Source organism: Pseudomonas sp. LBUM1658 (genome assembly GCF_059716055.1).
The window spans coordinates 723303-746932 of the sequence record NZ_CP166798.1; the positions used below are offsets into that span (position 1 = coordinate 723303).

The 23630-nt window shown below is 57.4% G+C and carries 18 protein-coding genes; 9 read left to right on the forward strand and 9 right to left on the reverse strand.

The window, feature by feature from the left end; genetic code table 11:
• The first annotated feature begins 17 nt into the window (after positions 1 to 17).
• The gene (locus ACA064_RS03295) at positions 18 to 185 is read left to right on the forward strand and encodes a DUF2474 domain-containing protein (RefSeq protein ID WP_150641156.1); all 168 of its coding nucleotides are present in this window, start codon (positions 18 to 20) and stop codon (positions 183 to 185) included.
• A 109-nt stretch (positions 186 to 294) separates the two neighbouring features.
• Here the strand turns inward: ACA064_RS03295 and ACA064_RS03300 are convergent, their stop codons facing one another.
• Both ACA064_RS03300 and ACA064_RS03305 read right to left on the reverse strand, forming a co-directional pair.
• Positions 295 to 1419, reverse strand: coding sequence for a methyltransferase (locus tag ACA064_RS03300; RefSeq protein ID WP_497672111.1), 1125 nt, complete (start codon positions 1417 to 1419; stop codon positions 295 to 297).
• A 153-nt stretch (positions 1420 to 1572) separates the two neighbouring features.
• Positions 1573 to 2349 (reverse strand): autoinducer binding domain-containing protein, encoded by a 777-nt coding sequence (locus ACA064_RS03305; RefSeq protein WP_497672112.1) that lies wholly within the window; start codon positions 2347 to 2349, stop codon positions 1573 to 1575.
• Between the two features lie 420 nt (positions 2350 to 2769).
• On the opposite strand from ACA064_RS03305, the gene ACA064_RS03310 reads away from it, so the two are divergent.
• Positions 2770 to 3546 (forward strand): ferredoxin--NADP reductase, encoded by a 777-nt coding sequence (locus ACA064_RS03310; RefSeq protein ID WP_497672113.1) that lies wholly within the window; start codon positions 2770 to 2772, stop codon positions 3544 to 3546.
• 44 nt (positions 3547 to 3590) lie between these two features.
• Here the strand turns inward: ACA064_RS03310 and mscL are convergent, their stop codons facing one another.
• The gene (gene mscL, locus ACA064_RS03315) at positions 3591 to 4022 is read right to left on the reverse strand and encodes a large-conductance mechanosensitive channel protein MscL (RefSeq protein ID WP_497672114.1); all 432 of its coding nucleotides are present in this window, start codon (positions 4020 to 4022) and stop codon (positions 3591 to 3593) included.
• A 704-nt stretch (positions 4023 to 4726) separates the two neighbouring features.
• Between mscL and radA the strand changes: the two genes are divergently transcribed.
• Positions 4727 to 6094 (forward strand): DNA repair protein RadA, encoded by a 1368-nt coding sequence (gene radA / locus ACA064_RS03320; protein ID WP_497672115.1) that lies wholly within the window; start codon positions 4727 to 4729, stop codon positions 6092 to 6094.
• 26 nt (positions 6095 to 6120) lie between these two features.
• Here radA and ACA064_RS03325 read toward each other — a convergent pair whose 3' ends face one another.
• On the reverse strand, positions 6121 to 6489 hold the full coding sequence (locus ACA064_RS03325) for a PilZ domain-containing protein (protein ID WP_497672116.1): 369 nt from the start codon (positions 6487 to 6489) through the stop codon (positions 6121 to 6123).
• Positions 6490 to 6690: 201 nt separating this feature from the next.
• Here ACA064_RS03325 and ACA064_RS03330 point away from each other — a divergent pair, with 201 nt between their 5' ends.
• Complete coding sequence (locus ACA064_RS03330) at positions 6691 to 8757, forward strand: carbon starvation CstA family protein (protein WP_497672117.1); 2067 nt, start codon at positions 6691 to 6693, stop codon at positions 8755 to 8757.
• A 15-nt stretch (positions 8758 to 8772) separates the two neighbouring features.
• Positions 8773 to 8970, forward strand: coding sequence for a YbdD/YjiX family protein (locus tag ACA064_RS03335; RefSeq protein WP_497672118.1), 198 nt, complete (start codon positions 8773 to 8775; stop codon positions 8968 to 8970).
• A gap of 156 nt (positions 8971 to 9126) precedes the next feature.
• On the opposite strand, the gene ACA064_RS03340 is transcribed toward ACA064_RS03335, so the two are convergent.
• Both ACA064_RS03340 and ACA064_RS03345 read right to left on the reverse strand, forming a co-directional pair.
• On the reverse strand, positions 9127 to 9759 hold the full coding sequence (locus ACA064_RS03340) for a response regulator (RefSeq protein ID WP_497672119.1): 633 nt from the start codon (positions 9757 to 9759) through the stop codon (positions 9127 to 9129).
• A 40-nt stretch (positions 9760 to 9799) separates the two neighbouring features.
• Entirely contained in the window at positions 9800 to 11155 is a 1356-nt protein-coding gene (locus tag ACA064_RS03345) for a cache domain-containing protein (protein WP_497672120.1), read from the reverse strand.
• Between the two features lie 268 nt (positions 11156 to 11423).
• Between ACA064_RS03345 and ACA064_RS03350 the strand changes: the two genes are divergently transcribed.
• The 3 genes from ACA064_RS03350 (at position 11424) to yjiA (ending at position 14788) form a co-directional block, all read left to right on the forward strand.
• Complete coding sequence (locus tag ACA064_RS03350; protein WP_497672121.1) at positions 11424 to 13481, forward strand: carbon starvation CstA family protein; 2058 nt, start codon at positions 11424 to 11426, stop codon at positions 13479 to 13481.
• A gap of 15 nt (positions 13482 to 13496) precedes the next feature.
• The gene (locus tag ACA064_RS03355; RefSeq protein ID WP_497672122.1) at positions 13497 to 13694 is read left to right on the forward strand and encodes a YbdD/YjiX family protein; all 198 of its coding nucleotides are present in this window, start codon (positions 13497 to 13499) and stop codon (positions 13692 to 13694) included.
• 122 nt (positions 13695 to 13816) lie between these two features.
• Positions 13817 to 14788: a GTPase gene (gene yjiA / locus ACA064_RS03360; protein ID WP_497672123.1), complete on the forward strand. Its 972-nt coding sequence runs from the start codon at positions 13817 to 13819 to the stop codon at positions 14786 to 14788.
• Positions 14789 to 15190: 402 nt separating this feature from the next.
• Here the strand turns inward: yjiA and ACA064_RS03365 are convergent, their stop codons facing one another.
• From ACA064_RS03365 to ACA064_RS03375, 3 genes are all read right to left on the reverse strand, one after another.
• Positions 15191 to 15757 (reverse strand): hypothetical protein, encoded by a 567-nt coding sequence (locus ACA064_RS03365; protein ID WP_497672124.1) that lies wholly within the window; start codon positions 15755 to 15757, stop codon positions 15191 to 15193.
• Positions 15758 to 16091: 334 nt separating this feature from the next.
• Complete coding sequence (gene glyA, locus ACA064_RS03370; RefSeq protein WP_497672125.1) at positions 16092 to 17345, reverse strand: serine hydroxymethyltransferase; 1254 nt, start codon at positions 17343 to 17345, stop codon at positions 16092 to 16094.
• A 232-nt stretch (positions 17346 to 17577) separates the two neighbouring features.
• Positions 17578 to 21426, reverse strand: coding sequence for a sensor domain-containing protein (locus ACA064_RS03375; protein WP_497672126.1), 3849 nt, complete (start codon positions 21424 to 21426; stop codon positions 17578 to 17580).
• Between the two features lie 285 nt (positions 21427 to 21711).
• Between ACA064_RS03375 and ettA the strand changes: the two genes are divergently transcribed.
• A complete protein-coding gene (ettA, locus tag ACA064_RS03380) occupies positions 21712 to 23376 on the forward strand; it encodes an energy-dependent translational throttle protein EttA (RefSeq protein ID WP_150803269.1) in 1665 nt (554 codons plus the stop codon).
• Positions 23377 to 23630 lie beyond the last annotated feature (254 nt).

Below are 23630 nucleotides of genomic sequence, written 5' to 3' on the forward strand. Positions count from 1 at the left end.
AGAGTGGATTCCAGACAATGACCGGCAAACATTCCTTGCAAGAAATCGAACAAGCCGAGAAAAAGCCTCTCTGGCAGCGACTCGGCTGGCTGGCGCTGATCTGGACCGGCAGTGTGCTGGCCCTGGCCATTGTTGCCGGCCTGATGCGTATGTTCATGAACGCTGCCGGCCTGACCACTCACTGATTCGCCCCACCCAATCCCATCCCGTTGCCTTGCGGCACGGATTTATAGCCCTCCTGATGGAGGGTTTTTTTTAAGAGCATTTCGGTGAACACCCATGAAGAGCGACTGATTATTTCCGGGCTTTGAGAATCACAAACTTGGGAGTGGCTGCCACTTGTTCGACGCCACGGAACAACCGCGCCAGTTTACTGTGATAACCCAGATGACGATTGCCGACGATATACAGTGCGCCGCCGACCACCAGCGCTTCACGGGCTTGCTGAAACATCCGCCAGGCAAGGAAGTCACCGACCACCTGTTGCTGGTGAAACGGCGGGTTGCACAGCACCACATCAAGGGATTGCGATTCTTGCCCTGCCAGACCATCGCCTGCACGAACGATCACTTCGCGCTCACCGAGTGCGGCACGCCAGTTTTCGCTCGCTGATTGCACCGCCATGAAGGATTCGTCGACCAGCGTGTACCGGGCCTGAGGGTTCTGCAGCGCACTGGCGATGGCCAGTACGCCGTTACCACATCCCAGATCCGCAACCTGTGCGCTGCCAAGGTTTTTCGGCAGGTGTGGGAGAAACGCCCGCGTACCGATATCCAGCCCTTCGCGACAGAACACATTGGCATGATTCAACAATTCGATCGCAGGTTGGTCGAGGGTGTAGCGAGTCGGGTAGGGCGATACGCTCGGTTTTTTGCTTTCGGCAGTAGCAATCAGCAGTCTGGCTTTTTTCATCGCCAATGAAGCCTGCACCGGGCCGATATAACGTTCCAGTAGATCGCCGGCGGCGCGGGGCAGGTGCTTGACCATGGCGCCGGCAATCACTTGGGCGCCGGGAGCCAGTTGGTCTTGCAGGCGAATCAGTTGTTCTTCGAGCAAAGCCAGGGTTTTCGGCACCCGGATCAACACCCGGTCGAACGGCCCGACCGGTATTTTGCTGGCAGGAACGAACGCCACGGCGTCGAAGGCCCGGCCGTTGCGCAGCAGATTCTTCTCCAGTGCCTGCCTGGCTAGAAACGAGTCGCCGCTGCTGCTGACTTGCACATGCCCGACCAGACTGGCAGCCAGAGCGCCGAAGCTGTCATTGAGCACCAACACCCGGGTATCCGCTGCCGGCGTTTGTTCGGCCAGATGATTGAGCAGGTATTCATCGGCTGCATCAAAGGCCTGCAAGGGTTCATTCTGTTGTTCAGGCTGGCGGATCAGGTCGAGTTGGGTGAAAGGGCTTTCGAGCAGGGGCATGAGACGGGGACTCTGGATAATCAACGGGTGTCCCGCAGGTGCCTTGGCGGCATGGGTGCTTGCAGGACCGTCTGAGTAAACTGCGTCGCGGTGCCGGGCAACCTGCGTCATCACTCAGATAGGGTGGTAAATGGTACGTTTTTTTCTTCTGGATTACTTGCAGGTTTTATCGGTTTGCAACGTGCGCCTCCGTGGTGCTGTAGCTGTCGTACGGTATGGGTCAAGCAATCCCTCCATGACCGCATGTACGACGGCTGCGATCTTATTGTTGACCCCCATCTTCTTTATTGCAGTGCTCACGTGGAAATTCACGGTCCGTTCCGAGAGGTTGAGAATGGTGGCGATGTCCGAGGCTGTCTTGCCTTCGGCCGACCATTTCAGGACTTCGGTTTCCCGGGTCGACAATTTGTTGGAGGGGCGAAAAGTAGAGTCACGCAACAACTGATCGACAACGGCAGTGTGCAAGGCATGGCAAAGCCAAATGATATGGGCGGATTTTTCATAGAGCTCGCGTCCACGGATGGGCTCACGGCCTCGAGAAAGGCTCAGCATGCTGCAGACCCCGCGAGGGTCATGCACTGACTGCGAAATGCCATGGTGCATACCATGGTTTTGCACGTCCTCCCAGTAGGCCGGGGTGTTGGCGAAGGCCTGGCGGCTCCAGACGATGGGGACGACCGATTGATTGCAGTGATGAACAATCGGGTCGATCGCTACATAGTTGGAGGTTTCGTATTTTTCGTTCCAGGCGCTCGAGTAATTATTGATTCTCAAGGAATGTGTCTGGTGATGGGACGTGGGAGCGTTCATCGTGAATGCACAAAATTCAAAGCCTATGTCACGGGCCAAGTTCAAGGCGATTTCAAAAACGATCTGTAAGTCATGCTCTTGATTCAACCGTTTCAACTGGGCCTCCGTCCAGATCTCCATACGACTCTCCATGCGTTCTTGTTGGTTTTTGGATCCAATTCGAGAAGTGTGCAGTGTAGGACAGGTCCTACAAAGACTTAATGATTATTTTATTCTTAAAGTGGAGGATTTGGTTCTTGTTTGATTCTAAGCCGTATGATGAATTCATGTTTTTTTGAATGACGCTTGTCATATAGTACGTAGATATTTACCTATGCAAAGTAAGGATCAAGGGTCAATGGCGATAAGCCAGCATTTGTGAATAATTGTATAGCTGGAGACTGTTCTAAGATATTAATGTAGCGGCGAGGTGGGTTTCGAGTATTTTAGTTTAATTTGGTTAATTACCCAGCTCCCTGGCTGCTTTAACACTTCAATCTCACGGTGTTTATCTGGCTGGCTTTGCGCGACACTGGGGGTACCTGACCCTAGGAGTACCCCATGACAGCCACTGCCGAAAAGTTCACCCGGCAAACCCTGCTCGACGTTCAGCCATTGACCCCAGGCCTGTTCACCTTGCGTACCACGCGAGATCCTGGCTTCCGCTTTCGGGCTGGGCAGTTCGCGCGCCTGGGTGTTTGCAAGGCTGATGGCAGCGTGGTCTGGCGGGCCTATTCCATGGTCTCCTCGCCCCATGACGAGTTTCTTGAGTTCTTTTCCATCGTGGTGCCGGGTGGCGAGTTCACCAGTGAGTTGAGTCGTTTGGTCGAGGGCGATAAGTTACTGGTCGACCGGCAGGCGTTCGGCTTTCTGACCCTGGATCGCTTTGCCGATGGCCGTGATCTGTGGTTGATGGCCACAGGTACCGGTGTTGCGCCGTTTTTGTCGATCCTTCAGGACTTCGAAGTCTGGGAAAAATTCGAGCGAATCATCCTGATCTACAGTGCGCGCGAAGCAATAGAACTCGCCTACCAGGAGTTGATCGCCGGACTGGCACAGCGCGAATACCTGGCTGAGTACGGACATAAACTGCAGTTCATTGCGACAGTCACCCGAGAGCAGCACCCAGGTGCGTTGAACGGGCGGATTACCCGGTTGATAGAAAATGGTGAACTGGAACGTGCCGCAGGCGTGGAGCTGACGGCCGAGCATTCGCGGGTGATGCTCTGCGGTAACCCGCAAATGATCGATGACACGCGCAAACTGCTTAAAGCGCGCGATATGCGGCTAAGCCTGAGCCGCAAGCCCGGGCAGGTTGCGGTGGAGAACTACTGGTAAGAGAAGCACCGTGGGGACGCCGTTTACCATGGCGACAAAACCGTTCAGGGTCTGTTGTTGTTGTTGTTGTTGTTGTTCTGCGCTTTGAGCAGGTCGCGGATTTCCTCCAGCAACTCCTCTTCCTTGGTCGGAACCGGTGGCAGGGTTGGCGCAATGGCCTCTTCGCGTTTCAGACGATTGATGGCTTTGACCCCCATGAAAATCGCAAAGGCGACGATCACGAAGTCGATCATGCTTTGGATGAACTTGCCGTAGGCCAGCATCACCGCCGGTGCCTCGCCTTGCGCTGCCTTGAGGGTGATTGCCAAATCGGTGAAATCCACCCCGCCGATCATCAGGCCTATGGGCGGCATTACCACGTCGCCTACAAATGACGAAACGATTTTGCCGAAGGCTGCGCCGATAATGATCCCGACGGCCATGTCGACCACGTTACCTTTGACCGCGAAGGCCTTGAACTCACTTATCACGCCCATAGGTTATTCCTTGTTACAGATGAGGTTGGTGAGTGCAGTGTAAATCAGCATTATGCATCTTGCTCGAAACAACTACTTACTGCGCGATTCGGTGCTGCTACACGATGGAAGCTCGGCCACAGACGCTCCAGCTTCGTGCGTGATCGAAACCTCAAGGATTCGAGCAAGGCCAAGGGCTTCGCCGCGGGCGTGCATCTTTACGGCGATTCGATTTCTATTCCATAGACCAAAGTACCGCGTACATGTTCGGATTTCAGGGAGATCGGTTGCTCTATCTGCCTGGATGGGTCTATTAAAAGGTGAAGTGCGTCACATAGATTTCATTGCAACAGTTTATAAGGTGTCAATAATCTTGAACCTGAAGTAGTTGCCAGTATTCAGGGCGAGGACGGTTGGCATATGACTGCTGTTGGGTGTAGCACTTTTATCAAGGTGTTTGTCCGAGGCTAAAACTTATACATTCAACTTCTGATTTGGCAAGGCATGTAGAAGTTTTTTGTTTTTCATCCGTTGGGCGCTGGGTATGGATGAACAAAAAAGTTGGATGCATGGCACTGAATCATATCCGCCTCTATTAATCAGGCAAGTTGTCATGACAGCGGCCAGTTTGCTGCCGTTTGGCTGCCAATATTCGACGCTTTGCCAGTCAAGGGCACTGATCGCCGCCAGCTGAGCTATCATCGCGGTTTTTCGTTGGAGTTCCGATGGCCAAGGCAAAGCGCATGTACGGCTGCACCGAGTGCGGCGCAACCTTCCCCAAGTGGGGTGGTCAATGCGGCGAGTGCGGCGCCTGGAACACGCTGACCGAAACTATGGTTGAAAGTGGGGGCGCAGCGGCCCCCAGTGGTCGTACCGGATGGACCGGGCAGCAGGCTCAGATCAAGACCCTGGCCGAAGTCAGCGTCGAAGAGATTCCGCGTTTTTCCACGGCTTGCGGTGAACTCGACCGAGTCTTGGGCGGCGGTCTGGTGGATGGTTCGGTGGTGCTGATCGGCGGCGACCCGGGCATCGGCAAGTCGACCATTTTATTGCAGACCTTGTGCAGTCTCGCCGCGCGCATGCCCGCCCTGTATGTGACCGGCGAAGAATCCCAGCAGCAAGTGGCCATGCGTGCCCGTCGCCTGGGGCTGCCTCAGGACAAGCTGCGGGTCATGACTGAAACCTGCATCGAGACCATCATTGCCACGGCGCGGGTAGAAAAGCCGAAAGTCATGGTGATCGACTCGATTCAGACAATCTTCACCGAACAGCTGCAATCGGCACCGGGTGGCGTGTCTCAGGTGCGCGAAAGTGCGGCGTTGCTGGTGCGCTATGCGAAACAGAGCGGTACCGCGATTTTTCTGGTCGGTCATGTCACAAAAGAGGGCGCGCTGGCCGGGCCTCGGGTGCTGGAGCACATGGTCGATACTGTGCTGTATTTCGAAGGCGAATCGGATGGTCGTCTGCGTCTGCTGCGGGCGGTAAAAAACCGTTTTGGCGCAGTCAACGAACTGGGTGTGTTCGGCATGACCGACAAAGGGCTGAAGGAAGTCTCCAACCCGTCGGCGATTTTCCTGACACGAGCGCAGGAAGAAGTGCCGGGCAGTGTAGTGATGGCAACCTGGGAAGGTACCCGGCCGATGCTGGTGGAGGTCCAGGCCCTGGTGGACGATAGCCATCTGGCCAACCCGCGTCGGGTGACCTTGGGCCTGGATCAGAATCGACTGGCCATGCTCTTGGCGGTTCTGCATCGACATGGTGGTATTCCGACCCACGATCAGGATGTCTTCCTCAACGTGGTCGGCGGAGTCAAGGTGTTGGAAACGGCTTCCGACCTGGCCTTGATGGCGGCGGTGATGTCCAGTTTGCGCAATCGGCCGTTACCCCATGACCTGCTGGTGTTTGGCGAAGTGGGCCTGTCCGGCGAAGTACGGCCGGTGCCCAGCGGTCAGGAACGGCTGAAAGAAGCCGCCAAGCACGGCTTTAAGCGGGCCATCGTACCCAAGGGCAATGCACCGAAAGAGGCGCCGCCCGGGCTGGAAATTATTGCGGTGACACGCCTCGAGCAGGCATTGGATGCGTTGTTCGCATAAATACACTTGGCGAATTGGAGCGATGATCAAACTTCGATCAGCGCTCCCAATTCCCGCTCCAATTCTTCTTTATCCCCCAGATTCAATTCGATCAGCCGTCGCAGGTGTTCGATTGATTCCAGGCCGATGTGCAGACAGACGAAACCCAACTGGCCGTGATCGATGTGGGTCAGTTGTACGTCCATCCTGACTTCGACGTCGTCGCTCAAATGTATATCCGCTGCGAAAGGTTGCGTTTCATCACCCGTCCAGGGATCGGGGCGTTGGACCAGCAGACCTTTGAGGGACAGATCAATCAACTGCACCGGCCAGCGATGCTCACCCTGACTCAGTTCAGTCCTGGCATCGAAGGCAATACGTTTGAAGCGGCGGCGATCTGCAGTGTGGTCGCTCATGGCGCAATCCTCTTTATGTGCGCTGACTATAGACCGGCATTTGCAAGAGTCGCTACCGCGGTTCATTCGCGACGTCGAAAGCTACGTACTCGAAACAAGGCTCTAGTGGCCACACAGGCCACTAGGGTATGGCCTTTGGTGCAATCGGGGCTAAACTCGGGATGGCTTTATCTCAAGTCCACCCTGGCTGGAATAAATAAGATGAAAAATAATAATAGCCTGCTCCGCCACTTACCCTGGCTGCTGCTGGCAATCCTGGGAGCATGCGCCCTGGGCGTAGTGGCCTTGCGCCGCGGCGAGGCGATCAATGCCTTGTGGATTGTGGTCGCGGCAGTGGCCATTTATCTGGTTGCTTATCGTTACTACAGTCTGTTCATCGCTAACCATGTGATGCAGCTCGATCCACTTCGGGCCACCCCCGCCGTGCTCAATAATGATGGTCTGGACTATGTGCCGACCAACAAACACATCCTTTTCGGTCACCACTTCGCAGCCATTGCGGGCGCAGGGCCATTGGTCGGCCCGGTGCTGGCGGCGCAAATGGGCTACCTGCCCGGCACGCTCTGGCTGATTGCCGGCGTAGTGTTTGCCGGTGCGGTTCAGGACTTCATGGTCCTGTTCATGTCGACCCGCCGAAACGGTCGTTCCCTGGGTGACATGGTCCGTGAAGAAATGGGCCGTGTCCCCGGCACCATCGCGCTGTTTGGCTGCTTCCTGATCATGGTCATCATCCTCGCGGTGCTGGCGCTGATCGTGGTCAAGGCGCTGGCCGAGAGTCCATGGGGCATCTTTACGGTGATGGCGACCATCCCGATTGCGATGTTCATGGGCATTTACATGCGCTACATCCGCCCGGGCCGCATCGGTGAAATCTCCGTTGTCGGGGTGCTGTTGCTGCTGGGTTCGATCTGGCTGGGCGGGCAAATTGCCGCTGATCCGGTGTGGGCCAAAGCCTTCACCTTCACCGGGATCCAGATCACCTGGATGCTGATCGGCTACGGTTTCGTGGCTGCGGTCCTGCCGGTATGGCTGATTCTGGCGCCGCGCGACTACCTGTCGACCTTCCTCAAGATCGGTACCATCGTCGCCCTGGCGATCGGCATCCTGGTCACCATGCCCGATCTGAAAATGCCGGCGCTGACCCAATTCACCGACGGTACCGGGCCGGTCTGGAAAGGCGGGCTGTTCCCGTTCCTGTTCATCACCATTGCCTGCGGTGCAGTGTCCGGTTTCCACGCACTGATTGCTTCCGGGACTACCCCCAAGCTGCTGGCTAACGAAGGTCATGCCCGTTACATCGGTTACGGCGGCATGCTGATGGAGTCCTTCGTGGCCATCATGGCGATGGTGGCTGCTTCGGTGATCGAACCGGGCGTCTACTTCGCGATGAACAGCCCGGCGGCTATCGTCGGTGGCGATGTGGTCGCGGTGGCGCAGACGGTCAGCAGTTGGGGCTTCGCCATTACTCCAGAAGCCCTGCAAGCAGTGGCCAAGGACATCGGTGAAACCACCATCCTGGCCCGTGCCGGTGGTGCGCCGACCCTGGCGGTCGGGATCGCGCAGATTTTGCACACGGTGCTGCCGGGTGAAAACACCATGGCGTTCTGGTATCACTTCGCGATTCTGTTCGAGGCGCTGTTCATCCTGACCGCGGTCGACGCCGGCACCCGTGCCGGGCGTTTCATGCTGCAGGACTTGCTCGGCTCCTTCGTTCCGGCCCTGCGGCGTACGGAATCCTGGACCGCCAACCTTATCGCGACCGCAGGTTGCGTGGCGATGTGGGGTTACCTGCTGTATCAAGGTGTGATCGACCCATTGGGCGGCATCAACACCTTGTGGCCGCTGTTTGGTATCTCCAACCAGATGCTGGCCGGTATCGCACTGATGCTGGCGACGGTGGTGCTGATCAAAATGAAGCGCCAACGCTACGTCTGGGTCACCATGTTGCCCGCCGTGTGGCTGCTGATCTGCACCACGACCGCCGGCTTCATCAAGCTGTTCGACGCCAACCCGGCGATTGGCTTCCTGTCTCTGGCCAAAAAGTACAGTGACGCCTTGGCCAACGGTCAGATCCTGGCCCCGGCCAAGGACATCACTCAGATGCAGCATGTGATCTACAACGCTTACACCAACGCCACCCTGACGGCGCTGTTCCTGTTCGTGGTGTTCAGCATCCTGTTCTATGCGCTCAAGGTCGGTATCGCCGCCTGGGGCACTAAAGAGCGCACGGATAAAGAAACGCCATTCCAGGCCCAGCCAGACGCGTAATCGAGGATTGCAGACATGTTCAATGACCTGAGTCGCCTCGGTAAATACCTCGGTCAGGCCGCGCGCCTGATGGTTGGCATGCCCGACTACGACAACTACGTCGAGCATATGCAAAGCAAACACCCGGACAAGCCGATGATGTCCTACGAGGCGTTCTTTCGGGAGCGCCAGGAGGCTCGTTACGGCGGCAAAGGGGGGCCGAAGTGTTGCTGACCCCCCTGTAGGAGCAGCCGGTCGACGCTCGATTGCTCGCGATGCTGGCGACTCGGTTTAACGTTTAAACCGAGGTGATACCATCGCGAGCAAGCCCGCTCCCACACGCCCGCTCCATTTTTCATTTTCTGGAATCGTCAGGCAGGGCGGGCATTTTCAACGGACAATCAACCCATGCTCCATCGCGTAATTGAGCAACGCGGCGGGCTTGTCGATATTCAGTTTGCGGCGAATGCTCAGACGATGGGTTTCGATGGTGCGCACGCTAATGTCGAGTTCCCGAGCCATTTCCTTATTGTTCAGCCCCTGAACCATCCTCGCCAGTACCTGATTTTCCCGTGGTGTCAGTTCGTTATGGGGGTGTTTCTCCGCGGCCAGTTTTTGCGCAATTTCAGCACTGTAGAAGGTACCGCCACTGGCAATCGCGTCGATCGCTGCGATGATTTCCCGCGAAGGTGCATTTTTCAGCACATAGCCACTGGCCCCTGAACGTACGGATTCGCTCACGTACTCCTGGTTGTCGTACATGCTCAGTATGAGAATCTTGATCGATGGGTATTGCTGTCGCAACGCCCGGGTCAGTTCCAGCCCATTCATGTCTTTCAAGCCGATGTCGACCAGCAGGAGGTCGGGGAGGGTCCGACCGACCATTTCCAACGCCTGCGCGCCGCTCTCGGCTTCGCCCACTACTTCTAAAGGTTCCATCACCGCCAGCAAGGCGCGGATGCCTTCGCGGACAAGTGAATGATCGTCGACCAGGGCGATGCGGATCGGGTAGGGCAGGCTCATAGGGGCATTCACTCTTGTTGTTATCGCACAAGGATCAACTTCAGGTGTTGGTTATGACCATAGGCAGCAGGACGTCCAGTTCACTCCTTCCAGGCACTGAATGAAGATCGAATCGGCCGCCGAAATGTTCGACCCTTTCACGTATGTTGCGCAGTCCGATACCGCCATGCAGGCGCTCGACTCGAGTGACATTAAAACCGATACCGTCGTCGAGGACGATCAAGCGTAAAGCCTCTGCAGAACCGTGCAGAGTGATGGTTACATTGCGGGCCTGGGCATGCCGCTCAATATTGGTCAGTGCTTCTTGCGCTATGCGGAACAAGGCGACTGCGGCACCGTCGACCAGATGGCAATCGACCAGATTGCTTTCATAGTTCACGAGCAGGCCGCTGCGCTTTTCAAATTCGGCCGTCAACTGCCCAATGGCTGCGGGCAGCCCCAGAGTGTCGAGTAACGATGAGCGCAGGTCGTGGGAAATAGTGCGGACCTCCCCTATAGCGCTACCCAAACGCTCGGTGGCCTCGCGCAAAATACTCAGGCCATTATCGCGACCAGCTTCGAGCACATGGGTTGCCAGTTCGAATTGAAATTTTATCGAGACCAGCAACTGACTGATACCGTCATGCAGTTCGCGGGATACACGCGACCGCTCTTCTTCCTGCAGGCTGACGATTCGTTGATTGAGTCGTTGAAGCTTTTTGTCGGCCAGGCGGTGTTCACTGACGTTCAAGGTCATGCCACTGGCGAAGACCAGTAGCACAGCGACCAGCGCAACGGCTGCGATCGCCAGCATGGTTGCATGAATGCCTTGCGCGACTTCGTCGCGAGCTTGCTGAGTGGCCAGTTCGACGTCTTCGAGGTAGATGCCGGTGCCGAGCATCCAGCCCCAACGCTCAAGCATGACGACATAGGCCAGTTTATCCGTGACCTGACCCGACGATGGCTTCTTCCAGGCGTAACGCTGGAAACCTTCTCCGGATTCAGCGCTTTTCAATAATGCCTGGATAACTGGCAAACCGTGTGGATCGGTCATCTCCCACAGATATTTGCCAACCAGTTCCGATTGCCGGGCGTGCATCAGACTGCGGCCCTGCCGGTCATAGACAAAGAAGTAGCCATCGATACCAAAGCTGAGTTTGCGTAATTCTTCGAGTACTCGCTGTTGCGCCAGCTCATCGCCCTGACCTCCGGCATACAAGGGGTCGATCAGGCTTTTGGCCATTTCAACGTAGTTTTTCAGTTCCGCGCGTTTGCTGGCGAGGATGCTGTCTTCGATGAGTTGTGCCTGTTGATCGCCCAGTTGGCGATTCTGGAAAATCACCAGCGCGCAAATGACTGCAACGGCCAATATCAGCGGCAAAATACCCAAGGCTACGATTTTGTATTTGAGCTGCATGGTTACTCCTGTCCAGACCGGGCGGCGGTGCGGCAGGGCTGTCGGCGGGGTATCAGGGATTGGGCATGATATGTCAAAAAGGCTTCGATCCTGCAAGCGTATCGACGTTGCTACGACCCGTCTCAGTAGTACTACGTAGAAAGATCTTACGTAGTACTGCGGATTTCGTTATGGAGGACATGCGCGGATATTAGGCGGGCTGCGCATAACGCGGCACTCTTATAATAATTACCGCCGCAGTCCACCGGCTGTCGGCAGGAGAGACGCAATGTCCCGTCTGGTGAAACACCTCGCCTGGTTTGCGCTTGCTGTCATTGGAGCGGTCGCGTTGAGTGTCGTGGCCTTGCGCCGCGGTGAAGCGATCAACGCCCTTTGGATCGTCGTTGCCGCAGTCGCTATCTACCTTGTTGCCTACCGCTATTACAGTCTGTTCATCGCTAAGCATGTGATGCAGCTCGATCCGCTTCGGGCCACCCCCGCCGTGCTCAATAATGATGGTCTGGACTATGTGCCGACCAACAAACATGTGCTTTTCGGTCACCACTTTGCAGCCATTGCGGGCGCAGGGCCACTGGTCGGCCCGGTGCTGGCGGCGCAAATGGGCTACCTGCCCGGCACGCTCTGGCTGATTGCCGGCGTAGTGTTTGCCGGTGCGGTTCAGGACTTCATGGTCCTGTTCATGTCGACCCGCCGCAACGGTCGTTCCCTGGGTGACATGGTCCGTGAAGAAATGGGCCGTGTCCCCGGCACCATCGCGCTGTTTGGCTGCTTCCTGATCATGGTCATCATCCTCGCGGTGCTGGCGCTGATCGTGGTCAAGGCGCTGGCCGAGAGTCCATGGGGCATCTTTACGGTGATGGCGACCATCCCGATTGCGATGTTCATGGGCATTTACATGCGCTACATCCGCCCGGGCCGCATCGGTGAAATCTCCGTTGTCGGGGTGCTGTTGCTGCTGGGTTCGATCTGGCTGGGCGGACAAATTGCCGCCGATCCGGTCTGGGCCAAAGCCTTTACCTTCACCGGACTGCAGATTACCTGGATGCTGATCGGCTACGGCTTCGTGGCCGCGGTCCTGCCGGTGTGGCTGATTCTGGCGCCGCGCGACTACCTGTCGACCTTCCTCAAGATCGGTACCATCGTCGCCCTGGCGATTGGCATTCTGATCACCATGCCCGAGCTGAAAATGCCGGCGCTGACCCAATTCACCGACGGTACCGGACCGGTCTGGAAAGGCGGGCTGTTCCCGTTCCTGTTCATTACCATTGCCTGCGGTGCGGTGTCCGGTTTCCACGCACTGATTGCTTCCGGGACTACCCCCAAGCTGCTGGCTAACGAAAGTCATGCCCGTTACATCGGTTACGGCGGCATGCTGATGGAGTCCTTCGTGGCCATCATGGCGATGGTGGCCGCCTCGGTGATCGAGCCGGGCGTCTACTTTGCCATGAACAGCCCTGCGGCTATCGTCGGTGGCGACGTGGTTGCGGTGGCCCAGACGGTCAGCAGCTGGGGCTTCCTCATTACCCCGGAAGCCCTGCAAGCAGTGGCCAAGGACATCGGTGAAACCACCATCCTGGCCCGTGCCGGCGGTGCTCCGACCCTGGCAGTCGGTATCGCGCAAATCCTGCACCATCTACTGCCGGGTGAGAACACCATGGCGTTCTGGTACCACTTCGCGATTCTGTTCGAGGCGCTGTTCATCCTGACCGCGGTCGATGCCGGCACCCGTGCCGGGCGCTTCATGCTGCAGGACTTGCTCGGCTCCTTCGTTCCGGCGCTCAAGCGTACGGAATCCTGGACCGCCAACCTGATCGCGACTGCAGGTTGCGTGGCGATGTGGGGTTACCTGCTGTATCAAGGTGTGATCGACCCGTTGGGCGGCATCAACACCTTGTGGCCGCTGTTCGGTATCTCCAACCAGATGCTGGCCGGTATCGCGCTGATGCTGGCGACGGTGGTGCTGATCAAGATGAAGCGCCAGCGCTACGTCTGGGTCACCATGTTGCCCGCCGTGTGGCTGCTGATCTGCACCACCACCGCCGGCTTCATCAAGCTGTTCGACGCCAACCCGGCGATTGGCTTCCTGTCTCTGGCCAAAAAGTACAGTGACGCCTTGGCCAACGGTCAGGTGCTGGCACCGGCCAAGAGCATTGAGCAGATGCAGCACGTGATCTACAACGCTTACACCAACGCCACCCTGACGGCGCTGTTCCTGTTCGTGGTGTTCAGCATCCTGTTCTATGCGCTCAAGGTCGGTATCGCCGCCTGGGGCACCAAAGAACGCACGGATAAAGAAGCGCCGTACCAGGCTGTGCCGGATGCGTGATCGAGGATTGCAGCCATGTTCAACGACCTGAGTCGCCTCGGTAAATACCTCGGTCAGGCCGCGCGCCTGATGGTCGGCATGCCCGACTACGACAACTACGTCGAGCATATGCAAAGCAAGCACCCGGACAAGCCGGTGATGACCTACGAGGCGTTCTTTCGGGAGCGCCAGGAGGCACGCTACGGCAGCAAGGGTGGTCCGAAGTGTTGCTGAGCACGCTATGCATGGTCATATGATGCAATGATGTGGGAGGGGGCTTGTGTGAGCGTCGGGCTTTCCCGCTCCCACACAAGCCCCCTCCCATTTTTTATTTATGTGAACCAGGAGAATCGAGTTTGTCCTCTCCCATCCCCGTCACGATCCTCAGCGGCTTTCTCGGCGCCGGCAAAACCACGCTGTTGCGCCATCTTCTCAAGGCCGAACACGGCTTGAAAATCGCCGTGATCGAAAATGAATTCAGCGACGCCGGTATCGACACCCAGCTATTGGGCGACGAACCTGTGCAAGTCATGACACTGTCCAATGGCTGTGTCTGCTGCACTATTCACACCGACCTGACCAAGGCGCTGTACCTGTTATTGGAGCGCCTGGACAGCGGCGAAATCGCCTTCGACCGGCTGGTGATCGAATGCACCGGGCTTGCGGATCCTGCACCTGTTGCACAGACTTTTTTCATCGATGAAGAACTGCGCGAGCGCTATATCCTCGACGGCATCATTACCCTGGTCGACGCGGCTCATGCAGAGCACCACCTGACCCAGACCATCGCCCAGGCGCAGATCGGTTTCGCCGACCGTTTGCTGGTAAGCAAGCGGGACCTGGTGGACGAGCCAAGCTTTGTCGCCCTCAGTGAACGCCTGACCCGGATCAACCGGCGAGCGCCCATTCGCGTGGTCGAGCATGGCAAGATCGATCTGGCCGAACTGCTGGATGTCCGCGGTTTCAACCTCAACGCCGATCTGGGTGGTGGTTTGAGCCTGCGGCCGGTGAACAAGGCGCCGAGCATCGACCGCATCTCCAGCCTGGTGCTGCGCACCGACAAGCCGCTGGATATCGACAAACTCAGCGAGTTCATGAACGAACTGCTGGAAGAGCACGGCAAGCAATTGCTGCGTTACAAAGGCGTGCTGAACATCGTCGGCGAGCCACGGCGCATGGTGTTTCAGGGGGTGCTGAAACTTTATGGTTTCGACTGGGATACCGAGTGGGCGGAAGGCGAAGCGCGGGAAAGCGTGATCGTGTTCATTGCCGATGAGTTGCCGGAAGAGAAGATTCGTGCGGGGTTTGCGCGGGTCGAGGCCGGGTGAAAAATTGAGAGCATCAGCGCTCCCTGTGGCGAGGGAGCTTGCTCCCGCTGGGGCGCGCAGCGGCCCTGAAATCGGCTACCGAGTTTTGTCAGGCAGAACTCGGTAGCCAGTTTTGCGACTGCTTCGCAGCCGAGCGGGAGCAAGCTCCCTCGCCACAAAAGTGCAATGTACGTCTCAAAATCCTTACCGACTGGCATAGGCCATCATTGACCGGTTTTTTCGCTGCGGTGTTGCCGATCAGATGCCGTATACCGGTAACTTCTTGCAGACGGCCTTGACCGTTCTCGCGAACGGCGTCGTTGTTCATGTCCGCCAGGATGTCGCGACTCCAGTCGGCCGGTTTTTTGCACTCTGCAGCTTTGAGTAGTGGCAGACGAAGTACCAAGGTGCGAGCCTGAAAAGTTAAATTTCGTCGGGGTAACTCAGGTAGGGGGCGTTTCTTTCTTGAATCATTAAGTTGAAACTTGACCGGGCTCCACCCTTGTCAGCGATGTAAATATATTTGGAGTCATGCACTTTGTGTGTATGCAAAAGTCCAGAGTTTTTGGGTTGTAGATAAACACTCAAGGTTTCTGCTTTTATAGTATCAAGGGTCAAGACGTTTCCTCGGTTATCTATCAGGTTAAAGGTTGTCGAACCGGCGGGCGGAAAAGCTCCAAGAAGTCCTTCATCGCTGATGCTGAGGCATTTTCCGTAATGCGGACCAGGTGTTCGTATATAGAGCCTGTAATCACTGCCGGTATACCTGAAGTAAAGTAGCAGGCGGGGCTTGGCGTCCACCGGGACTTCAGGGCGCAAGCCCAGAAAATGTGAATCATCCCGACTTTGTGGTCTCCCGGTAAAGAAGCCGCCACTGCCGAATGAGGACGTTACGATTGCCGGTTTACCGTACAGTAAGTCAAGGAAGTGTAATAGGCTGGTTTCAGTGCCAATAGTCGCAATAAATGATTTTTGTCGATCGGTACTCATGGTGTCATCTCAGTATTCGTTTGGTTGAAGTTCGTCGCTTGAGGGTTAGGGCTCCTCGGGCTCGAAGTGTTAGTTGTCCTGTTAGAATAGGGCGACTTTGAGGTGCATGAGTGGTTTATGTTCAAGCCAAGTTCTACAAGTTGTTGCGAGTTTAGGTCTGTACCAGTAGGCACGAGGGCGGGGTATTTAAGGTAAGGCGTTAATAGTTATGCTGTGAAGGTGTCTTACAGTTTGGATAACCAAGTGTCTTTTATATGCTCGTCTGTAAATCTCAGGCACAAAAAAGCCCGACCATCACTGGCCGGGCTTTTTTGTGCTGTGGTTTACGGGCTGATTAAGCGCCGTATACCGGCAGCTTGGCGCAGATGGTCTTGACCTTCTCGCGAACGGCGTCGATGACGGCGTCGTTGTTCAGGTCAGCCAGGATGTCGCAGATCCAGCCGGCCAGTTCTTTGCACTCAGCCTCTTTGAAGCCACGAGTGGTGACTGCCGGAGTACCGAAGCGCAGGCCAGAGGTGACGAACGGGGAGCGTGGATCGTTCGGTACCGAGTTCTTGTTCACGGTGATGAACGCCTTGCCCAGAGCGGCGTCGGCATCTTTGCCGGAGATATCCTGCTTGATCAACGACAGCAGGAACAGGTGGTTCTCGGTACCACCGGAAACCACGTCGAAACCGCGTTCGATGAACACCCCGGCCATGGCCTTGGCGTTCTTGACCACTTGTTGCTGGTAAGTCTTGAACTCAGGCTGCAGCGCTTCCTTGAAGCAGATCGCTTTGGCGGCGATCACGTGCTCCAGCGGGCCACCTTGGGCGCCCGGGAATACCGCGGAGTTCAGCTTCTTCTCGATGTCGGCGTTGGCACGGGCCAGGATCAGGCCGCCACGTGGACCGCGCAGGGTCTTGTGCGTGGTGGTGGTCACGACGTCAGCGAAAGGTACCGGGTTCGGGTAGACGCCAGCGGCGACCAGACCGGCTACGTGAGCCATGTCGACGAACAGGTAGGCACCAACCTTGTCAGCGATTTCGCGAAAGCGCGGGAAGTCGAGGATCTGCGAATAAGCCGAGAAGCCGGCGATGATCATTTTCGGTTTGTGCTCAACCGCCAGACGCTCGACTTCGTCGTAGTCGATCAGGCCATTGCCGTCGATGCCATACTGCACGGCGTTGTACAGCTTGCCGGAGGAAGAAACGCTGGCACCGTGGGTCAGGTGACCGCCATGGGCCAGACTCATGCCCAGGATGGTGTCACCGGCTTGCAGCAGTGCCAGGTAAACCGCGCTATTGGCCTGGGAGCCGGCGTGTGGTTGAACGTTGGCGTAATCGGCGCCGAACAGCTCTTTGGCGCGATCGATTGCCAGCTGCTCGACTACGTCGACGAACTCGCAACCACCGTAGTAGCGCTTGCCTGGGTAACCTTCGGCGTACTTGTTGGTCAGTACCGAGCCTTGAGCTTCCATCACCGCTGGGCTGGTGTAGTTTTCCGAAGCGATCAGCTCAATGTGCTCTTCCTGGCGCTGAGCTTCTTGCTCCATGGCGGCAAAGAGATCGGCGTCGTACTTGGCAATAGTCAAATCACGGCTGAACATGGCGGTCCTCAAGGATCGGGGGCAGAAAAGGAGGGTATTCTAACCCAATGGGTTTTAGATGGCATATGAAAGGACGTCATGTCGCAGACGAATGGGATTCAGCTTCAAGCTGCAAGCCACAAGCTGTAAGTTAAAAGCGGACTGGCTCCTGCTTGTAGCTTGTAGCTTGCCGCTTGAATCTTGTAGCTGCTCTTCATGTTCCATTGATTAAAGCCGCTGCAAGCGGCTCCAATCAATCGAATATGAAGAGTGCATCATTGCTGAACTGCGCTTCGAAGCGGCTGGCCGGCATCGGGCGGCCGAACAGGTAGCCCTGAACCTCATCGCAGCCATGCTCGCGCAGGAAGTCGAGCTGCTCATGGGTTTCCACGCCCTCGGCGATCACTGCCAGGTTCAGACTGTGGGCCATGGCGATAATGGCTCGGGCGATCTGGGCATCCTGTTCGCCGGACGGCAGGCCGTCAACGAAGGTCCGGTCGATTTTCAGCACGTCGATCGGAAACTGCTTGAGGTAGTTCAGTGATGAATAGCCAGTCCCGAAGTCATCAACCGCAATACTCAGGCCGAGGTTTTTCAGGCTGGCGAGGATCTGCAGTGCCTCATTGACTTCGCGCATCAGAATACTTTCGGTCAGCTCCAGCTCCAGACAGGCCGGTGGCAAGCCGGTTTCCCTGAGGATGGTCGCGATCCGCGTGCCAAGCTGGCCGTCGGAGAACTGTCGGGCCGAGATGTTCACCGAGACTTTCGGTACCCGGACCTTGGCCTGGTGCCAGCTTTTGAGCTGACGACAGGCTTCGCTGATCACCCAGTCGCCGACATCCACCACCAGCCCGAGCTCTTCGAGCACCGGAATGAAGTCTCCCGGCGGCACCAGCCCGCGTCGCGGATGACGCCAGCGCAACAGGGCTTCGGCACCGGTCAGGCGTTTACCGTCGCCACTGAATTGCGGCTGGTAGTAAAGAACGAATTCATTTTGCTCAAGGGCGTGGCGCAGATCGCTTTCCAGCTCCAGGCGCTCCAGGGCGCTGGCGTTCATGTCGGCCTGGTAGAACTGGAAGTTATTTTTGCCGCGCTCCTTGGCGTGGTACATCGCGGTGTCGGCGTTCTTCATCAGTTGGCTCAGCTCATTGCCGTCCTGCGGACTCAAGGCAATGCCGATACTGGCGGTGACAAAGAATTCCCGGCCTTCGAGGACGAACGGCTTGACCAGGCTGGCGAGAATTTGTTCGGCCACGTGGATTGCCCGGTTCAGCGCTATTTCGCGGGTCGCTCGCGGTTGCAGGAGCAAGGTGAACTCATCGCCGCCCATGCGTGCCACGGTGTCGTCATCGTCGACGCAGCCGAGCAGACGAGTAGCCATTTCCTTGAGCATGCGATCGCCGGCGGCGTGGCCGAGGGAGTCGTTGATCGGTTTGAAGCGGTCGAGGTCGAGGAACATCAGTACCACCCAGGACTTCTGCCGTTCGGCCGATTGCAGCGCGGTGTGCAGACGGTCCTGGAACAGCGTGCGGTTGGGCAGGTGGGTCAGGGCGTCGTAATAGGCTAGGCGGTGGATGCGCTGTTCACTGGCCTTGCGCTCGCTGATGTCGCTGAAGAAGCAGACGTAGCTGGCCAGGTCGCCTTCGTCGTCGAGCACTGCAGTGATCCCGACCCAGGCCGGGTAATGTTCGCCATTACGCCGCTTGAGCCAGACTTCGCCTTCCCAGGTGCTGTTCTGGTGAAGCTGCTTGAGCACATAACGCAGATGAGCTTCCTGCTGCTCATCGACGGTGAGCATATTCGGCAACTGATCGAGGACCTGCGCCACCGCATAACCGCTGACGCGGCTGAAGGCCTCGTTGGCCTGGACGATATAACCGGCCGGGTCGGTGATCAGAATCGCCGAGGTCGAGTGTTCGAATACCGTGGCCGCCATGCGCAAGTCTTTTTCCGCGCGGCGTTGCTGGCTGATGTCGCGCCCGACCCCGAGCACGCCTTCGAAGCCACCGTGTTCGCCCCATACCAGCACCAGGCGCAGCTCGATCGGAATCTTGCGTCCGTCGTCCCGCAGGCAGTCGAACAGGAACAGTTGGGTTTGCACCTGACTGCGCAATTGAGCCAGTTGTTCGGGTTGGTCCAGGGCCTTGCTGACGCGTTCCATCAGGGTGTAGATGCCGGTCAGCTGTTGCGGGTTGGCGATGATCGATTGCCAGCCGTTGGAAAAAAACCACTCGGCCTCATACCCGAGTACCGCCTGCACCGACGGGCTGACGTAATTGAGCGCCAGCTTGCTGTCGGTGGAGAAAATCACGTCGCTGATGCTTTCTGCGAGCATGCGGTAGCGCTGCTCGCTGTCGCGCAGGGACTCGCTGGCTTCGATCTGGTCGGTAATGTCCTTGGCCACACCGATGATGCGCGTGACCTGATCATGCTTGTCGCGAGCCAGCGCCTGTTCGCGGATATCGAAGCGCCGCCATTGATTGTTGCGATGACGGAAACGCAGCTGGCATTGCATTAATTGCGCGTAGCCGGACTGGCGCTGTTCCTGACGCAGGCGGTGATAGTGATCGGAGTCTTCCGGGTGCAGCAGAATCTCCCAGAAGTACTCGCCCATCTGCTGCAGTTCGGTCTTGTTGTAACCGAGTGTCTGGCCCAGGTGGTGGTTGCTGTAGATCATCCGCTGGCTGATTACATCCTGCACATACAGATGATCGGGGACGGTGCGCACCACATCCGACCAAAAACCTTCGCGCTCCAGCAGGGACAATTCGATGAGTTTGCGACTGGTGATGTCGCTGATGCTGAGGATCACCGCCTGATAATCGTGCTGATCTTCCGGCAGGCGCAGGACCAGCCACAGGTGCTGATCATTGCCTTGGGCGTCCTTGAGCTTGAGTTCCAGTTCAAGCTGCTTCTGTTGATTGAGCACGGCGTCGAGCAATTGGTCGCCGATGGCACTGTTGTCCAGCGGCCGGCCTTCGATCAGCAGCCGCCAGGCCTGCTCGCAGGATTCAACATTGAGCAGGTGCAAGGCGACCTGATTGACCTCGGTGATGCGCAGTTCCTGCAACAATTGCTGGCGCTGCTCCCGGCTCTCCAGCCAGCGCCGCAGCTGTTGGCTGTCATGCAGTTGCGCTTTGTCGAAGAGCGCGTGCAACCCTGACAGGTCGAGCACGCACAAGGCCACGCCAGTGCCCTCGAAAATGTCCTGATAACGCCGGCGGCCTTCGTGCAACTGGCGCTGGCGTCGGCGCATGTTTAGCAGGGTAATCACCGGCACCAGAGAGAATGCCAGGCCCAACAGGCATTTAGCGATAAACGCCGGTAGCAGCTGTTCAATTACCCGTTGCCGATCGAACAGTCCGCGCAACTGCCAGTCGCTGTTACTGAGCGGCACCACCAGAGCGCTATTGGCCTCGTCATCGGGCGTCAGCGTCTCGGGTTTGGGCGATGGCAGCGCATCGTCACGACTGATGATCTGGTGAGTCAGGCGGTTTTCCACCACCCATAGCGGGCGGATGCGGGCTTCGCCCTGTTGGGTCAGCGAGGAGAAAAACGTTGGAGTCAGGCGTAATACCCAATAACCACGGCTGCTGCCACTGGTCTGACGCAGCAGCAAATGCATCACTGAACTGTCATTGGTGTTGCTGAAGTAGTGTGCCTGGACGTGGCTGCGCCGGACCAACTCGCCCAGGTAGTCAGCGTCCTGGCTGTCGTTGGCGCTGTCGCTGAGGAGGGTTCCCGAGGGACTCAGCAGCGCAATGCTGCGCAGATCAGGCAAGGACTGCTGGAGCTTGCGCAGTAACGCCTGCTGTTGTTCATCATTTTGCGGTTGTTCGACGATCGGTAGCAGATTCAGGGCGATTTGCGCGTTCAGCGCCATATTCAGGCTGATCTGCGCAGCCAGGTCGGCACTGTAGTCGATGGTGTATTGGCGCTGGTTTTTCTGAGTGTCCCGCAGCTGATCCAGTAACTGCCAGAACAGCAGGGCGAGCAGCAGCAGGACCAGCGTCGCCAACCCGCCTTTAAGGGTGCCGCGCAGGGGCGAGCCGGGCGCAGGGATCGACGCGCTCACGGAAGATGGCGGATTGATATTGGGCAAGCTGAGATCCTGCGGTTTGGCTGGACTGGCGCGACATGCACTATAAGCCGGACGCCCGAAGGGCGGCTAGCATGCCTTGAGCTGTGGCAAAGTGCCAGCCCCTGCTGGCTGGACTGGTTTCCTACATTAGGGTAGCTTTGCCGGTTACGCGGGGGCGTTCCAGCTCCTGAACTCAGGCTTTTTCCACGCGCAGGTATCGATTGCAATCAATCGCTGGCGCCGCGCATGGCCTGGCCCGAGCTTCGCTCGCGCTTTAATTCATCAGTCACTGACGCTAGGTTCTCCATGGCTCAATACGTCTTCACCATGCATCGGCTGAGCAAAGTTGTTCCGCCGAAGCGGGAAATCCTGAAAAACATTTCTCTGTCATTCTTCCCCGGCGCCAAGATCGGCGTGCTCGGCCTCAACGGTTCGGGTAAGTCCACCCTGTTGAAAATCATGGCGGGCGTCGACTCCGAGTTCGACGGCGAAGCACGGCCAATGCCCGAGCTGAACATCGGCTATCTGCCGCAAGAACCCTTGCTGGATCCGACCAAGACCGTGCGTGAAGTGGTCGAGGAAGCGGTCAGCGTGATCAAGGACGCCCAGGCGCGCCTGGATCAGGTCTACGCCGAATACGCCGACCCGGATGCCGACTTTGACAAGCTGGCGGCCGAACAAGCCAAGCTCGAAGCCATCCTGCAAGCAGGCGACGGTCATAACCTTGATCGTCAACTGGAAGTCGCCGCCGATGCGCTGCGTCTGCCGGCCTGGGACGCGAAGATCGAATTCCTGTCCGGTGGTGAAAAGCGTCGTGTGGCCCTGTGCCGTCTGCTGCTGTCCGCGCCGGACATGCTGCTGCTCGACGAACCGACCAACCACCTGGATGCCGACTCCGTGGCCTGGCTGGAGCATTTCCTCCACGACTTCCCGGGCACTGTGGTTGCGATCACGCACGACCGGTACTTCCTGGACAACGTCGCTGGCTGGATCCTCGAGCTCGACCGCGGCGCCGGTATTCCTTATGAGGGCAACTATTCGGGTTGGCTGGAAGCCAAGTCCGATCGTCTGGCCCAGGAATCCAAGCAGCAGTCGGCCCACGAAAAGGCCATGAAAGACGAGCTGGAATGGGTGCGCAAAGGCGCCAAGGCCCGTCAGTCGAAATCCAAGGCCCGTCTGCAACGCTTCGAAGAAATGCAATCGCAGGAATTCCAGAAGCGCAGCGAAACCAACGAGATCTACATCCCGGCCGGTCCGCGCCTGGGTGACAAAGTCATCGAATTCAAGAACGTTTCCAAGGGTTATGGCGATCGCGTGCTGATCGACAACCTGTCGTTCTCCATGCCTAAAGGCGCGATCGTCGGCGTAATCGGTGGTAACGGTGCCGGTAAGTCGACGCTGTTCCGTATGTTGATGGGCAAGGAAACGCCGGATTCCGGCACCATTGAAGTCGGTGAAACCGTGCAGCTGGCCTGCGTGGATCAGAGCCGCGAAGATCTGGACGGCAGCAAGACGGTATTCCAGCAGATCTCCGATGGTTCCGACCAGATCCGCATCGGTAACTATGAAATCCCGTCGCGGACCTATGTCGGTCGCTTCAACTTCAAGGGCGGCGATCAGCAGAAGTTCGTCAAGGACCTGTCCGGTGGTGAGCGCGGTCGCTTGCACCTGGCGCTGACCCTGAAAGAGGGCGGCAACGTCCTGCTGCTCGACGAACCGTCCAACGACCTCGACGTCGAAACCCTGCGTTCCCTGGAAGAAGCCTTGCTCGACTTCCCGGGCGCCGCCATTGTGATCTCTCACGATCGGTGGTTCCTTGACCGCGTCGCGACTCACATCCTGGCGTACGAAGACGACTCGCAAGCGGTGTTCTTCGAAGGTAACTACAGCGAGTACGAAGCCGATCGCAAGAAGCGTCTCGGTGAAGCAGCTGCCCAGCCGCATCGGGTACGGCACAAGAAACTGGCCTGATCGGGCTGGTTGCATGAAAAACGGAGCCCTTAGGGGCTCCGTTTTTTTGTGGGAGCGGGCTTGCTCGCGATGGCGATATATCTGCTGGTGCACAATCCGGATCAGCTGTTACCAAATCGGTGCGAAAAAGCCCAAAAAACCGACAAATTTATATCCAGTGCACCATTTAAATTCATAAATGCGACATTTCGCTCTGTCGCGGTGCAGTGTGAATTGATAAAGTCCGGGACAAATTTTCTTAACGACATAAATTT

What these genes read in the sequence shown, in the direction of transcription:
- ACA064_RS03295 (WP_150641156.1), top strand. Translation starts at nt 18, where the DNA reads ATGACCGGCAAACATTCCTTGCAAGAAATCGAACAAGCCGAGAAAAAG.
- ACA064_RS03300 (WP_497672111.1), bottom strand. Translation starts at nt 1,419, where the DNA reads ATGCCCCTGCTCGAAAGCCCTTTCACCCAACTCGACCTGATCCGCCAG.
- ACA064_RS03305 (WP_497672112.1), bottom strand. Translation starts at nt 2,349, where the DNA reads ATGGAGATCTGGACGGAGGCCCAGTTGAAACGGTTGAATCAAGAGCAT.
- ACA064_RS03310 (WP_497672113.1), top strand. Translation starts at nt 2,770, where the DNA reads ATGACAGCCACTGCCGAAAAGTTCACCCGGCAAACCCTGCTCGACGTT.
- mscL (WP_497672114.1), bottom strand. Translation starts at nt 4,022, where the DNA reads ATGGGCGTGATAAGTGAGTTCAAGGCCTTCGCGGTCAAAGGTAACGTG.
- radA (WP_497672115.1), top strand. Translation starts at nt 4,727, where the DNA reads ATGGCCAAGGCAAAGCGCATGTACGGCTGCACCGAGTGCGGCGCAACC.
- ACA064_RS03325 (WP_497672116.1), bottom strand. Translation starts at nt 6,489, where the DNA reads ATGAGCGACCACACTGCAGATCGCCGCCGCTTCAAACGTATTGCCTTC.
- ACA064_RS03330 (WP_497672117.1), top strand. Translation starts at nt 6,691, where the DNA reads ATGAAAAATAATAATAGCCTGCTCCGCCACTTACCCTGGCTGCTGCTG.
- ACA064_RS03335 (WP_497672118.1), top strand. Translation starts at nt 8,773, where the DNA reads ATGTTCAATGACCTGAGTCGCCTCGGTAAATACCTCGGTCAGGCCGCG.
- ACA064_RS03340 (WP_497672119.1), bottom strand. Translation starts at nt 9,759, where the DNA reads ATGAGCCTGCCCTACCCGATCCGCATCGCCCTGGTCGACGATCATTCA.
- ACA064_RS03345 (WP_497672120.1), bottom strand. Translation starts at nt 11,155, where the DNA reads ATGCAGCTCAAATACAAAATCGTAGCCTTGGGTATTTTGCCGCTGATA.
- ACA064_RS03350 (WP_497672121.1), top strand. Translation starts at nt 11,424, where the DNA reads ATGTCCCGTCTGGTGAAACACCTCGCCTGGTTTGCGCTTGCTGTCATT.
- ACA064_RS03355 (WP_497672122.1), top strand. Translation starts at nt 13,497, where the DNA reads ATGTTCAACGACCTGAGTCGCCTCGGTAAATACCTCGGTCAGGCCGCG.
- ACA064_RS03365 (WP_497672124.1), bottom strand. Translation starts at nt 15,757, where the DNA reads ATGAGTACCGATCGACAAAAATCATTTATTGCGACTATTGGCACTGAA.
- glyA (WP_497672125.1), bottom strand. Translation starts at nt 17,345, where the DNA reads ATGTTCAGCCGTGATTTGACTATTGCCAAGTACGACGCCGATCTCTTT.
- ettA (WP_150803269.1), top strand. Translation starts at nt 21,712, where the DNA reads ATGGCTCAATACGTCTTCACCATGCATCGGCTGAGCAAAGTTGTTCCG.